Here is a 12947-nt window from a genome sequence, read left to right on the forward strand (position 1 = left end):
TTTCTCCGGGTGGTTAAGGGAAAAGCTGGCCGCCGACGCCGACGATGGTCGAATGATCGTGGATCAGCGTGTAATAGCTGGCGACGACTTGCAGCACGGCGCTGCCGACGTCGGAGGATTCCGATTGCGTGACGTCGGAACCGATGGGCTGGATGTCCTCCAGCAGGCCGCCCAGCGAAGCGTCGGCTTGCAGCGCGTTGCTGATGTCGGTGATGCTCTGCTGGTTGATCTTGTCGAACGAGCCGTCAACGGTGTTGCCGCTCTGGCATTCGAAGGTGAAGGTGGCCTGGTTGAAATATTGCCCGCCGTCGGGCGCCAGGCCGAACTTCACCTCATAGCGGATCATATAGCCGGGCCATTCGCCCTCGCTCAGCGGTTCGGCCGCGGTGCGATCCGGAAAGGCGTGAAGCGCGCGCCCCGCCGCCGCGACCTCGACCGCGATGGCGGCGATCATGGCGGCCTGCACCTTGCGCACCGCCGCCTCAGCCATTGGGTTCCTCCCTCAGGCCGAATTCCCACCGGAACCCGCTGTCGTCGGTGTTCACTTCCTTGGGGGAAAAGACGCGGCCCGGCAGGCGGGGCAATGCAATGCGCCAGGTGGCGATGGGCTTGCCCGGCACCAGTTCCTTGCCCAGGTCGATAAGGATGTCCTGCGCCGTGGCGGCCGAAAAATCCAGGACGCGCGTCTTGTCGCGGTGACTGACATGCGCCTTGATGGTCATCGGCGCGCCGTTGGGCGGCACCACGCTGATGGTGTCGCCCAACATTGCGTCGACGGCGGAGAACAGACCGGGGGTCAGGCTCTCCAGGTCGGGGGCGGGCATCAGATCGGCGGTGCCAGATTAGGGGTGGAACTCATCGACGCCAGCATCTCGGCTTGGAGATGGGCCTGCTCCGCCATCATCAGATATTGCTCGGCGTTTGCCTTGCCCTTGATGATCTTTGCAGGTTCGATCCCCGGTCCCTCGACCTTGAAGCGCCCGCCGGGAATGGCGGTCATGGTGAAGGCGGAAGTCGTGATGGCGAGGCCCTCGACCTCGATCTTTCCAGCCTCTATCAGCATGGCCACAGCGTCCTCCGGGACCATGGGGAGGCGTGCCTTTTCATCGGAACTGCCCGGATCGCCATGCACCTGACCGTAGCCGGCAATGAACTGAGTAAAGGCCTTCAGCGCCCTGCATTGGATCGTTTTCATGTTGTCGTTCCCTTCAAGCGAAGGCCGCCCTTCAAGGGACGGCCTTCATTCGATCCAGCGCGTTAGCTGCCGGTGCGGCCCTGCAGCAGAGCATCGGGACGGGTGCAGATGGGAAGGCGGTGCGATTCCATCTCGACGTCCGCCCATTCCTCGCGGTCCTTGTCGACAACGATGCGGCTGTACCATTCCTGGCCCATCGTATTGACGGTCGAGAAGGTGGGGGCAGGGGCGAAAGCCTCCTGGAACAGCCCACGCACGCCGGCAGGGAAGAAGCGGCACTTGGCCGCATTGATCGCGACCTTGGTGTTGTCGTCGGTGCCCTGATAATGGACCCAGGTGACGCCCCACGCATCGACCGCGTCGAACACGGTGTCCTCCAGAAGCTTGGAGGCGTTGTTGGTGTTCTTGAAGGTGTCGCGATATTCGCTGTTTTCCTGCATGTCGAAATAGAAATCGTCCCCGCAGAGCGCCATGACGCGCATGCCCGGAGGGGCGACGCCGCCCAGCGCCCGGACGATGGGCAGCTTGACATTCTGGGCAACGAACTTGCGGACCTTCGTCTTGCTCGCCCAGTCGAAGGCGATTTCCGTCGGCGCGGCGATGCCGAAGGTCTGGTAATAATCGTAGATGGTGGTGTCGTCCGCATCGACCAGCACGCCGTTGACGCAGGAGAGGCGGAGGCGTTCGACCGTCGCGGACAGATCGTCCACGATGTTGGTCTGACGCTCGGCAACCTCCTTCTGGAGCGACTTCAGTTCGGTCTCGGAACCGAAGGCGCGGATGCCCTGAAGCTGCTCGGCGGTGATGGTGCTGGATTCCTCGACCCGGCGCGTGCGCAGGTCGCGGATATCGCCCTTGTCGTTGCCGCGCTTCGTGCGGGGCGAACCAGGCTCACTCGTCTGCACGATGTTCAGGGTGTTACCCTTCGTCTCGACCGCGACGGTGCGGGTGCGAACCGGCTTCGGGGTGAACAGGCCGAGCGCGCCGATCAGGCCCGGCACGGTCTGCTTCTTACGGACGGCCTCGGTCAGCGATACGGCCGAGAATGCGTCCTGCTTGAAAACGTCCATGGTCAACATGGGTCGATATTCCTTCTTGAAAAGGCACGAAAAAGGGCGCCAGAGCCAAGCCCTGACGCCCTTGCGTCGTGTCGGGGGTTCAGATCAGCGCAGGATGATTCCGCGGCGCTTCAGGTCGGCGGTGCCCTTGGCCTTTTGGGCGGCGTTCAGGCCGGTTTTCCAGACCACGATGTCGGCATTATGTTCGCAGTCGCGCTTGTAGGCGACGCCAGGCTGGTCGGCCGACGTGGCGTTCACCGCGCCGTACAGGATGCCCGTGGCGATCTGCGAACCATCGGTCCCGGCAGGATTATATTCGACCTCCTTTTCCGTCACCACGCTGACCGTGATGTCGAAGCCGTCGCCTACGGCGAAGTCGGTGGAGCCGTCCGCGAGCGCGCCCTTGATCTGCTCGCTGACCGCACCGGCGCCCGCTACCATTACGATATCGCCCAGCACGATGCCATCCGGGTCTTCCAGCCGGAACGTGCCGTTGTTCGCGGCGGCGGCAGTGCAGCGGAGGGAGTAAACGCCCAGCTTGGCGCCGACCAGAAGCGGAGTCGTCGCGTCGACGGTGAAGGTGCCGTTCCCAGTGTTGCCGCCAGCCTTGGCCGCGGAGACAGCGGTGCCGGAAACCAGCGTGGCGATCACGGCACAGGCCTTCAGGTTCTGGCCAGACTTCACGATCACGGCCTGGCGCGAGCGCTCGCCAGCGGCTTCGCTGACAAGCGACTCGGTGGCGTAAACGCCTTCAGTCAAAGTCGTCATGGTTCAATATCCTTTCCGGAAATTTCAGGTTCGGTCAGCGACGCGCGTGGCGGGCGTCGATGTCAGCATGGATTTCGCTCCAACCGTGGTTGGCTTCGGCCGTCGTCTTGCCGCCGTCGGTTCCGAGGTCGACGTTGCCCGCGGCGGCAATGGCGGCCAGAACGGCAGCAACGCCTTCGCCGTCACCTTCAGCCGGGGCGGCGGCAGCCGCCACCGGAATGTCGTTGAGGGTCGCGATGATGTCTTCGGCGGACATGTCCGTCTTCGACAGCAGAGCGCGGGCAGTCGCTTCACGGCCGACGGCCTGTTCGGCGCCCAGCACGGTGGCCCAGCGGGTATTGGCGGCAGCCGTCGCGGCGGCGATGTCAACCGCGGCGGTGGTGGTCGGTTCGGTCATTACCTGTTCCTCATTTTCGGGGTCAGAACTTGCCTCTCCGGTGACAGCCGGCGGCGTGATTTCGGTGGAGCTATCAGCCGCGGCGCGCGCGGCTTCACGATGCGCCGCGAGGCGCGAACTGGTCGCCATATCGGGTTCCTTCCAATTGCCGGTCAGGCCGACCGGATTTCCTCTTCCAGCAAGGCCCAGGCCTCGCGCTCGGAGCAAATGTCATCGATCAGGCCGCGCTTCAGCAGTTCGTTGCCGGTGAAGACGGCTCCGCGCATATCCTTGATCTTAGCTTCGGGGAGCGAGCGCATCGCAGACACGAACTCCACGATCATCTCGCTGGCTTCGTCCACCAGCGCGCCCAGCATTTCCAGCGTTGCCTCATCGACCGGCACGCCGTCGCCGCCCAGCGCCTTCCGGTCAGCCCAAGCGGCGCGGATCTGGATAGGCTGAAAACCGGCCTTCTCGTAGGCCCGGCTGGTGTCGAGCATGTTGATGATGGCGGCTATGGAACCGCCCTGACACTCCCGGCGGCCCATGATGCGGTCATAGGCAGACGCCAGCACATAGCCGGCGGAACAGGCGCGCTCGTCCAGATAGGCGAACATGGGCTTGCCGCCCTCCGCCTTCGACATGGACGCAATCTCTTCGGCCGCCGCGAACATGCCGGCGCACTCGCCCCCGCCGGTGTGGAAGGGGGAGAAGACGCCCTTGATGTCCGGATCATTCTGGGCGGCGCGCACCGCCGAGACGATGCGGTCGTAGCCGATCAATCCGGAGTCGGCATCCATGTAGGAGCCGCGCTGCACCAGCGTGCCCCGGACCGGGATGACAGCGATGTTGTTCAGGAACCGGAACGGCTTGCGGCCCGCATCCGAATAATGGCTGGCGTCATCCGCCATTGCCGAGATGTTCGGCGCATCCAGTGTCGCCGCCGTGATCTTGGCCGGCTTGATACCCGCCAGCCGAAGCTGGGCAATCTCGACCAGCACGTCATTCTTGAAGCGGTCGATGGCGATGGGGTGGTTGAACAGGCGATCAGCCCAGAGTGGGGTAATGCTCACTGGCCGCCCTCCGTCGTCTTTTTCGGCTGCTTGCTCTTGCCGCGCTTGTCCGCGAATTTCCCGTCGCCCTGCCGCGCCTTGTCGCCGCCGTCGCTGCCATCGTCGGCGGGATCCGGCTGTTCGGGCTGGACCGCCTTGATGGGCACGATCTTGTCCAGCCCCAGTATCTCCACGGCCTTTTCGACCTTGCGCGCGCCGCGCAGCACCTTGCGCCATTTCAGCCCCTGCTCCGCGCAGGTGAGGATGAGGTTGGTGCGGCGCGCATTGGTGTCGATGTCGTTGGCGTTCGCTTCCTGAAGCGGGTTGCCGGTGCCTCGGCCCGGCCCCATCCAATCGGCCTGCACCAGCGCGGCGCGCCATTTGTAGAAGCCCTGCCAGCCGCCGGGCGCCTTCACCTTGCCCAGCAACACCGCCTCTTCCATCCAGGCGGAGTTGATGGGCGTGCAGAACATTTGCGTGAACAGCCGGCGTTCATGCAGCATCGCTCGCCAGACCTCGTTGCCTTGCAGCCGGCCCGACGAATAGTTGATGTCGGCATAGTCCTGGTTATACTGGGCATAAGACAGACCGACCGCGCTGGCGCCCTCCCGCTTCAGGTCGTGGCTGAAGTCCACATAATTGTCGTTCGGGTGGTTGGACGAAAGCAGCTTGGGTTCTTCGCCGGGCAGGTAATGGTTCACCTGAGGCCCGACCAGCCGAATGCGGTTCTTCTCGCGATAGGCAACTTGCTGTGCCAGCGACCAACCCTGGTCTTCAGCCCCTGTCGGAGCCAGGGCGTCACGGACATCGCTGGTGGGGTACGGGCTGACGATGCCGACCGCGAGGAAGTTAGCCAGAATAGCGGTGTCCAGTGTGGCGCCGGTCAGCTTCTCGCTGACCTTCGCCAGTTTGATGAGCGCGGAAAGGCGGGAGACGCCGCGGCGCTGCTCGGCTCGATCAGCGCGGAAGGCGTGAATGAACTGAGGACGTCCCGTTGGACCGAAGCGGGCCACCCGCTCCCAACGATAGCCGTCATCGCCATAGAAATTGTTGTTGTCCGGGTGCCGGACGCGGATGTGGTAGGCGATGGGGGCGCCGCTCGCGTTCACCTCCACGCCGCCATAGACCCGGCCCTTGGCACCATTTGGCACCATGCCGTCCGCCACGCCGTCGGGGTTGCTCAGCCGGTCAGGGTCGATCAATTGGATTGCGGTCTGGAACATGGCGCCGCGGTCGAGCATCTTGACCACCGCGCAGGCCTCGCCATCGATGACCCAGTGGCGATAGGCGAGGGCTACCATAGCGCCGAACTGCATCTGCATGGCGACGTCGCAACGGTTCATGCCATCTTCAGCCCAGAGGTCGAACCAGGCTTCCGTGTTCGTGACCCAAGCGTCTTCCCAATCGTCGTCCTTGCCCATGACATCGATATTGGGTTGCGGCACGTACATGACGTTCGGGCCAACGACCATTTCCACCAGCCGGTTGACAGCACCGGAGAGGTTGGGGTTGTTCCGCGCGAGGTCGCGCGCCCGCGCCACGATGACGTCGCGAGACGGGTTGATCTCGTTGTCCGGGTGCCCGATGCCGGGCTGCCACGAATCCATCTGGGGAATGTCGTAACGCCCCGCGTCGTAGGCGCGTCCGTTGCCGCTCAGAGCCATCACGCGCGTCTTCCGCCCGTCGCCATAGGTCCGCTTATAATCATCCGGCCCCATCAATATGTCACCCCGATGCCGCTGCGGCGCGGCCGTCCGGCCGCCTCATTGGTCTTCCGGTCGATCTCGTTTCCGAGGAAGCTGATATAGTCGTTCAGGTCGGACAGGTTGCGTTCCGAATATGTCATGCGCCGGCCGTCCCGCCAGACTTCCACGACCTGCTCACCCATCGCGAGCAAATGGCGCGCGGCTTCGGCCTCCGCCAGCCATGTCTGCAGTTGCGTCAGGTCTGCCAATTCTCAATCCTCATATGAGTTGAGGCCGTCGAGTCGTTCGATCAGCGATTTGGGTTTTTCCATGCGAGCCAAGGCCTTGTTCTGACCCTCGCCCCCAACCTCAGGACCACCCCCTTCCAAGCTGTCGGGGGCGGGGGTTGCCCACGGGGGCAGCTTCCCTTCATCCCATTTGATGTCCTTGCGATCCGGCTGGAGCATCTGGCGGCCGGCTTCTTCGTAGCCGAAAAGGTCAAGGCTCTCGTTCGGGCCGTTACGGACGAACTTCCCCTCCACCAGCGTCTCGCCGAAATATTCATCGAAGTGGTTGGCAGCGATACCGTCAGCGAACTCGCACTGTCCCGGTCCGCCGTCGGTGACGCCCAGCCGTTCGATGGCCTGCTCCTTCAGGCCGAAGACGCCCAGTTCGAATTCCAGGAGGACCGGCTCCACTTCCCGCCCATGCTCGTCTTTGTTCACCTTGCGGGGCACCACCGGGAGCGCCGGTGCCGTCGAAGATTTCGCTCCCTTGATCAGTCGGACCTTCGGCCAGGGGTTGGAGGCCCGTCCCCAGTAGCGTCCGTTCCTGATGGATCGACGCGCGAACTCGCGGGCCTTCCACGTCACGTTGCCGTCGCCGCTGTCGATGCAGACCGCTGCCACGGGCATCGACCAGCCCAGCCGCCCGATGATCGGGAACCGGCGGTCGATCACCTCATAGAGAACGTCCCAATCCTCTATGCGGTCGGGCGGGCGAATGTCACGCATCACACCGTCGGGCCACCGGCGCTGCCGGATGGTGAAGCGGTCGATCCACCAGGACCGGGATTCCAGATCCCAGCCCCGGAAACTGACGTCGAACTTCCCATGCCCCACGTCCACGGCTGCGGTGATGAAGCGCACCGACGGCGGGCAGCGGCCGACGCGGAAGATCAGGTCATCATTGACCGCTTCGTCCGTCAGCAGCACCCTGGCGCGCTTCTGCAACCCGGCGCTGTCCAGATCCTGCCCGGCGCCCGCGCCCTCGAATATCTCGGCGAAGACCTTGGCCAGCACCTGCCTCAGCTTGTCCACCTTGCGCGTCGACTGGTAGTGGGCGTTGGCGCCCTCCAGATCCCGCGCCAGTTCGGCGTTGGTGATGGCCTTTACCATCAGTCCGTGAATCCAGAAGCCGCGCGCCGGGTTTTCGTCTGGCTCGCCAATGATGCCCGCCTCAATGTCGAGCGTCTGGCCTTCGTGCATCCAGCCGTTGCCGGGGCCGGCGGCTGCATCGTCCACCATGGCGAACCTCTGCTTGTCGTCCAGGCCGGTCAGGCAGTGCGGGCACTGCATCGCGGCCGTCTGTTCGGCAACCTTCAGGCGTTTGGACAGTGGCCAGGCCGCACCCTCCGGCATCTTCTCGTACACCAGCCGGAAGCGGGGCACGTCGGGCCAGAATTTGGTGGGGTAGGGCGATGCGTGCCCGCCGCAGTTGGGGCACTGCATGATGTAGATGCCCTTGCTCGACAGCGTCCACGCCTGCGCCACTCCGCTCGCCCAGCCCAGGTCCGGGTGAGACGTGATCCCGACCTTGCGATGCGAACCCAACTGCCGTCCGCGGATGCGTGACTGCTCCAGGAAGCTGGCCGCCAGCTTGGGCTGGAAAGTGTCAATCTCATCGACCCGCATCCATCCGGCCTGACGGGCCGTAATGGTCTTGCTGTTGGCTTGAAGCACCTCTACCGACCGGCCCGCGACCTTCTTCGCCTTCAGCTTGTTGTCGCTGCGGTCCGGTCCGATCTTGGCAGCGATGTCGGGGTGATCCTCGAAGAGGTATTTGAACCCCTTGTCGCAATAGCTGTCGACCTCGCTATCCGAACCCAGATAGATGAGCATGTCGGGCATCGGCCCGTGCTTCATCAGCTTATGCTCATAGCATTCGAAGATCGCCGTCCCGCCGGACCGGCCCGGCTTGGGCATGATCACTTCGCGGCAGGTGTCGTCGTCCAGGCCGAATTTCGCCGGGCCGATCAGGTAGGGCGTCTGGCTGCGGTTCCAGAGGAACTTCTTGTCCCCCTTGGGCGACCGGAAATAGCGCGACGTCTCCGCGCATTCGATGGTCCCGATGTCCTGGGGCGGGATGAGATGCGACTGGGCGTCCCGCGCGATCTCCGCAATGTCGGCGCAGAAGCCGTCGGCCGCGATCCGCTCGATCGTGTCGGACAGTTCCGCCCTGCTATAGACCCTCACCCAAATTCCTCAGAAAGATGTCGACCTGATCACCGACATGGGCCGCCACGTTCCGAAGCTCATTGTCGACCAGGGCGCGGACCGTCGGGTCCATGCCGCCGTTGGGATCGACGGTTTGGGAGACGCCCAGGATGGCGCTGATCACCGCCGAATTATATCGGGTCAGGAAGTCGCGGACCTGCGCCGCCGGCACATAGCCCCTCTGCTTTTCCTTCATCGCCTGCGCCCGCATGGTCAGGTCCGCCAGCTTGCTCAGTTCCGCGATGCCGACCGGTCCGGCCGGGTCTTCCGGAACCGTGAAGTTGGTAAGCTGGTGGATGCGCCGGGCCGCCGCGTCGTTGGCGGCGATCCGCTCCCGCGCCCTGCGGATCATGTGCTTCAGCACCTTCACCACCTGGAATTCCCATGCGATCCCCTCGGCGCCGCGGCGCTTTATGGGAAAGCCTGGGTCAGGCTCTATGTGGGTGACCAGCAGGTTGCGCCAGGTCATGCCAGCGATTTTGGACATCACCACTGCGTCAACGACATCGCGAGGCTTGGCCACCTTAAGGGCTGCTTCAAGACGGCGCGTGAGATCGCTAGCGTCGCCTCTGGGCCGGGCCATGAAGCACCTCCGAGTCGCATCAGCTAAGTTGATGAAAGATAATAAAAAAGCGCGCCACGTTTCCGGGCGCGCCTTTAAGAGATTGCATTACCGTATGATTCGGTCAGTCGGGAATGTCAATGGCTTAGCTGAACCGCCTCTCAATCTCCAGCCGATGAGCAATTCCTCCATGCAGCGCAAGCGCGCCAGCCAGCAGGGCAGCCTTAATGTAGCGGTCGCCCCGGCGTATCATCTTCGAAACGTCTCTAAGTGTTTGATCATGAAGCACAATCGCGTCAAAAACGTGGACCACTTCTATGGGGATAAAGCTGTTCGCGAACCGGAAGTCGGACCGCGCCTCAGCCGCCCATTGCGAGCGCGGCAGGTGCCCGTAGACCAGGTCGCCTCGGATGCTCTCGCCATAGGACGAGACCGGCGCCGACGGCTCCATCTCCGCGGCATCCCATCGATCCTTGTACCAGCGGCACGCCGCGAACAGATCGTCATCCAGAACGCCATGGCTGTAGAGATAGGCGATCTGGCTGATGAGCAGCCGCCGCACCGTCCTCACGCTCCGGACAGTGCCGTTATTGCCCTTGGGCGTATAAGGCACGAACGCACCTGTCTTCAGCAGTTCGGGGGTCGGCGGCACGACCGTATCGTCCAGGTTGGCGAACTCTCCGCTCTCCACCTGCTTCTCAGCGACGGCTCGGCGGCGTTCCCGCTCCGCGTCCTCTCTGTCGCGCCTCAGGATCTCGGCGACGCGGTCCTGCTCTGCTTCTCGCACGGTCTTATTCATCGTCAGCTTCCCCGCTTTCCATAAAGGCGCTTCCCGATTGCCTCGATCCACATGGCGTCGAGACGGCTGACGTCGTTCGGGAAAATGACGACGATGCCGTGGTGGTCGTAGAGTTGCTGGGCCGCGTCGCGCTGGGCGCGCGGGTCGGGATCGCGCATCGCAGAGGCGTATCGGGCGAGGCTGGAGCGCATCAGCGAAGCCCCTCCGTCGACATGGGCGCGTCGGCCTCTGGAAACTCGCGCAGGCGCAACTGGCGGCAGACGGACCGCGCGATTTGCTTGCCCGTCAGTTCCAGTTGCATCAGCCGGGTCAGCTTCATCATGTTGTCGCGCGCCGTCGCCTTCAGACCGTAGCCCCGGCACTCCGCCAGCATTTCTTCTTTCCACATAAGGTTGAGAAGCTGGGCGGCGTGAGGCTCAGGCTGTTCGGACCAGTAGCGCTTCGGCTCCCACTCGCCATAGAGGTAGCGGCCCGGCGCCTCTGGATACGCCCAAATCGCTCTGGTGTGGCCGCGCGCCGCTTCCATCAACTCATCCGACGGGAAGAAGCGCGGCGCCCCGTTCTGATAGGGGGTCGTATCGAACCAGCGCTCATGAGCGATCACGATGACGTCGTGCCCGGCGCGGGTGAAGTGGTCGACCTGACGGGCCAGCCTGTCCAGCTTGTCCCGCTCGGACTTGATTTCGACCAGCGTGACGCGATCGGGCTGGACCGCGGCGAGGTCGGCCCGGCAGCCGCCGACCACCAGTTCATGGATGATGCGGCTGTTCGGGAGCATGTCGCGCAGCCGGCCAGCGGCATAGTCGCGGATCTCGCGTTCGGCGGAGGAACCGGCCATCAGGCTGCCATCCTCATTTCGGAGAGTCCAGGTTGATTGGCCGCAACCAAAGCGCGCGCGACCGGGGGGCACACGCTGTTGCCGACGGCGCTGATCTGCATCGCCTTGGGTAGGCGGCCGAATTTGCGGTTGCCCTTCTCCGTCGTATACCAGCATTCCGGATCGAGGACGTAGCTGTCGGGGAAGCCCTGCGCCCGCGCCAGTTCGCGCGGCGTGAGCATCCGAAGCCCGATGTCGACGATGACATAGGTGATCGCGTCGATCGTGACCGTGACGACAGCGAAGCGGGCCTTGGTCGTGATGGTGTCCAGCGGACGATCTACCGGCTGGATCTGCGACGTCTCATTCTCCCCGCCCGTGGCGTAATATTTGACCAAGAACGCGGCGACCTTCATGGCGCGGTCCATCATCTCCGGCGGCAACGCGCCCTCTTCGATCAGCGTCGTCTGCACGATCCGCTGCTGCGATCCCGATGTGGTGGCCGTCGACAGCGGGCGATCGGCGGCGCGCCCTGCTGACCTGGTGTTGCGTGGCCCGCCGTTCGCCTGCTCGATATGGGCTGTCACGATCGCGTGATGCTGCCCGCCGGCACGCGCGGTCCGCAGCGGCCGTTCAGGCCGGCCCCCGCTGCCCTTCTTGTCGCTGCCGTAGAAGCTGGAGAGGAAGGCGGTGACGATGGCCGCATCCGCCTTGGCGGTCGTGGTTGGATATGGCCCGTCCATGGGCATTGGAGGGCTTTGTCCTCTGCGACCGCCAACCCCGATCAGCGTCGCGCCGATGACGCCATTGGTATCCTTCTTCGATGCGGCCACGGTATGATGCGGCTCGCTCGCCGGACGATTGCGACCTCCATGCTGGCCGTAGGAGACGAGCGCCGCCTGCACCACGTTGAGGTGCGCGCCGCCCGCGGTGATGGTGTGCGTCGGCTCGTCCGCGCCGTTGAAAGGCTTTTGCGAATTGCGGTTAGTCATGATGTGCGGCGCAAGGATCGCATCGACCACCCCATATTCAGGCTGCGTCGTGATCGTGCGAACCGGATCCTGTGGATCGAATACGCGCGATGCCCTGGTGTTCGTGAACGCGATGCCGACAATGAAAGGCTTTGCCGCATTCACGACATAGCGCATCACGCCATGCGCGACCCGGCGGTTGCTGGCCTCCGCCAGATCCTTCTTCCTGTCGAATATCGACGGGCAGGGGATGCTCCAGTCAATGATCTCCGCCGCCGTGCGATAGGGCAGCAATTTGCCGCTCCTCACGCTGGGCGAGTCGGGATGCCGATGCGTCGGCTTCGGCCAGACGATCGGCAAGCCATCGCAGCGCATGATCATATAGAGGCGCTTGCGGCTGGTCGGCGCGCCATAGTCACAGGCCCGCAGGATCTTCCAATCCACCTTGTAGCCGAGCGCGCGGATGGCCTTCACGAAGCGCTTGAACTCGCGGCCCTCCTGCCCTTTCAGCGGGTGTCCTTCCTCGTCCAGCGGCGCGGCATATTCGAACTCTTCAACGTTTTCGAGATAGCCGCAGGTCGGTCGGACGTCCTTCAGCCAAGCCACCACCTCCCAGCAAAGCGCGCGGATGCTGCGATCCTTGACTGGACCGCCCTTGGCCTTGCTGAACTCCTTACAGTCGGGAGAGAACCAGGCGCCCGCGACCGGCTGCCCCTTTGTGATCGTCTGCGGCAGCATGGGCATCCGAATATCGGTGCAATGATGAACCGCGCCGGGGTGGTTGGCCTTGTGGATCGCGATGGCCGTTTCACTGTGGTTGATGGCGTGATCGACGTCGCGACCGATGGCCTGGGCGATTCCGGTGCTTGCTCCGCCGCCACCTGCGAAGCCGTCGATGAAGAGACCTTGAAACATTACAGCAATTCCCCTTCCGCCGGCCGCTCGACGCGCCGGGTTCCGTTAAACATTCCCATGGTGGGCTTTCCGCAGGACCAGCAGCGCGTCGGGAGCGCCTGACCAGTGTCGGGTTCGCGAGCGCCGCAGAGGCATTCGATTTCGATGATGCGCTTGGTCATGCAGGGCGGCCCTTGTTCGCGGAGGCCGACAGTAACCGGCGCTTCCAACCATTCGGTGGCGGCCAGCTTATTCCCCAAGATGCGAGGGTTTCC

At 63.9% G+C, this 12947-nt stretch carries 16 protein-coding genes; all 16 read right to left on the reverse strand.

The annotated features are described in order from the left end of the window. Positions 1–13: 13 nt before the first annotated feature. Complete coding sequence (locus L286_RS46910) at positions 14–490, reverse strand: hypothetical protein (protein WP_021224155.1); 477 nt, start codon at positions 488–490, stop codon at positions 14–16. Further along, a complete protein-coding gene (locus tag L286_RS46915) occupies positions 483–824 on the reverse strand; it encodes a hypothetical protein (RefSeq protein ID WP_021224156.1) in 342 nt (113 codons plus the stop codon). The genes L286_RS46910 and L286_RS46915 overlap by 8 nt, the downstream gene beginning before the upstream one ends. Further along, on the reverse strand, positions 824–1195 hold the full coding sequence (locus L286_RS46920) for a hypothetical protein (RefSeq protein WP_021224157.1): 372 nt from the start codon (positions 1193–1195) through the stop codon (positions 824–826). The genes L286_RS46915 and L286_RS46920 overlap by 1 nt, the downstream gene beginning before the upstream one ends. Positions 1196–1257: 62 nt before the next feature. Then, a complete protein-coding gene (locus L286_RS46925; RefSeq protein WP_021224158.1) occupies positions 1258–2274 on the reverse strand; it encodes a major capsid protein in 1017 nt (338 codons plus the stop codon). A gap of 84 nt (positions 2275–2358) precedes the next feature. Next, positions 2359–3021: a head decoration protein gene (locus L286_RS46930; protein ID WP_021224159.1), complete on the reverse strand. Its 663-nt coding sequence runs from the start codon at positions 3019–3021 to the stop codon at positions 2359–2361. Positions 3022–3055: 34 nt separating this feature from the next. Continuing rightward, the gene (locus L286_RS46935) at positions 3056–3547 is read right to left on the reverse strand and encodes a hypothetical protein (protein ID WP_021224160.1); all 492 of its coding nucleotides are present in this window, start codon (positions 3545–3547) and stop codon (positions 3056–3058) included. Positions 3548–3570: 23 nt separating this feature from the next. Further along, entirely contained in the window at positions 3571–4470 is a 900-nt protein-coding gene (locus tag L286_RS46940) for a S49 family peptidase (RefSeq protein WP_021224161.1), read from the reverse strand. Beyond that, positions 4467–6113: a phage portal protein gene (locus L286_RS46945; protein WP_238559357.1), complete on the reverse strand. Its 1647-nt coding sequence runs from the start codon at positions 6111–6113 to the stop codon at positions 4467–4469. The genes L286_RS46940 and L286_RS46945 overlap by 4 nt, the downstream gene beginning before the upstream one ends. Positions 6114–6166: 53 nt before the next feature. Beyond that, positions 6167–6403, reverse strand: coding sequence for a head-tail joining protein (gene gpW, locus L286_RS46950; RefSeq protein WP_021224163.1), 237 nt, complete (start codon positions 6401–6403; stop codon positions 6167–6169). A 3-nt stretch (positions 6404–6406) separates the two neighbouring features. After that, on the reverse strand, positions 6407–8608 hold the full coding sequence (locus L286_RS46955) for a terminase gpA endonuclease subunit (protein ID WP_021224164.1): 2202 nt from the start codon (positions 8606–8608) through the stop codon (positions 6407–6409). Further along, positions 8595–9116, reverse strand: a complete 522-nt coding sequence (locus tag L286_RS46960) for a hypothetical protein (RefSeq protein ID WP_021224165.1) — start codon at positions 9114–9116, stop codon at positions 8595–8597. Before L286_RS46960 ends, L286_RS46955 begins: the two co-directional genes overlap by 14 nt. A 220-nt stretch (positions 9117–9336) precedes the next feature. Beyond that, positions 9337–9990 (reverse strand): hypothetical protein, encoded by a 654-nt coding sequence (locus L286_RS46965; protein ID WP_021224166.1) that lies wholly within the window; start codon positions 9988–9990, stop codon positions 9337–9339. Positions 9991–9992: 2 nt separating this feature from the next. Beyond that, complete coding sequence (locus L286_RS46970; protein ID WP_021224167.1) at positions 9993–10181, reverse strand: hypothetical protein; 189 nt, start codon at positions 10179–10181, stop codon at positions 9993–9995. Beyond that, positions 10181–10828 (reverse strand): hypothetical protein, encoded by a 648-nt coding sequence (locus L286_RS46975; RefSeq protein WP_021224168.1) that lies wholly within the window; start codon positions 10826–10828, stop codon positions 10181–10183. Before L286_RS46975 ends, L286_RS46970 begins: the two co-directional genes overlap by 1 nt. Continuing rightward, a complete protein-coding gene (locus tag L286_RS46980; protein WP_021224169.1) occupies positions 10828–12693 on the reverse strand; it encodes a DNA cytosine methyltransferase in 1866 nt (621 codons plus the stop codon). Before L286_RS46980 ends, L286_RS46975 begins: the two co-directional genes overlap by 1 nt. Next, on the reverse strand, positions 12693–12854 hold the full coding sequence (locus L286_RS49115; protein ID WP_193746253.1) for a hypothetical protein: 162 nt from the start codon (positions 12852–12854) through the stop codon (positions 12693–12695). Before L286_RS49115 ends, L286_RS46980 begins: the two co-directional genes overlap by 1 nt. Positions 12855–12947: the final 93 nt, after the last annotated feature.

It is taken from the genome of Sphingobium sp. HDIP04 (assembly GCF_000445085.1).
In the GTDB taxonomy this organism is placed as follows: domain Bacteria; phylum Pseudomonadota; class Alphaproteobacteria; order Sphingomonadales; family Sphingomonadaceae; genus Sphingobium; species Sphingobium indicum.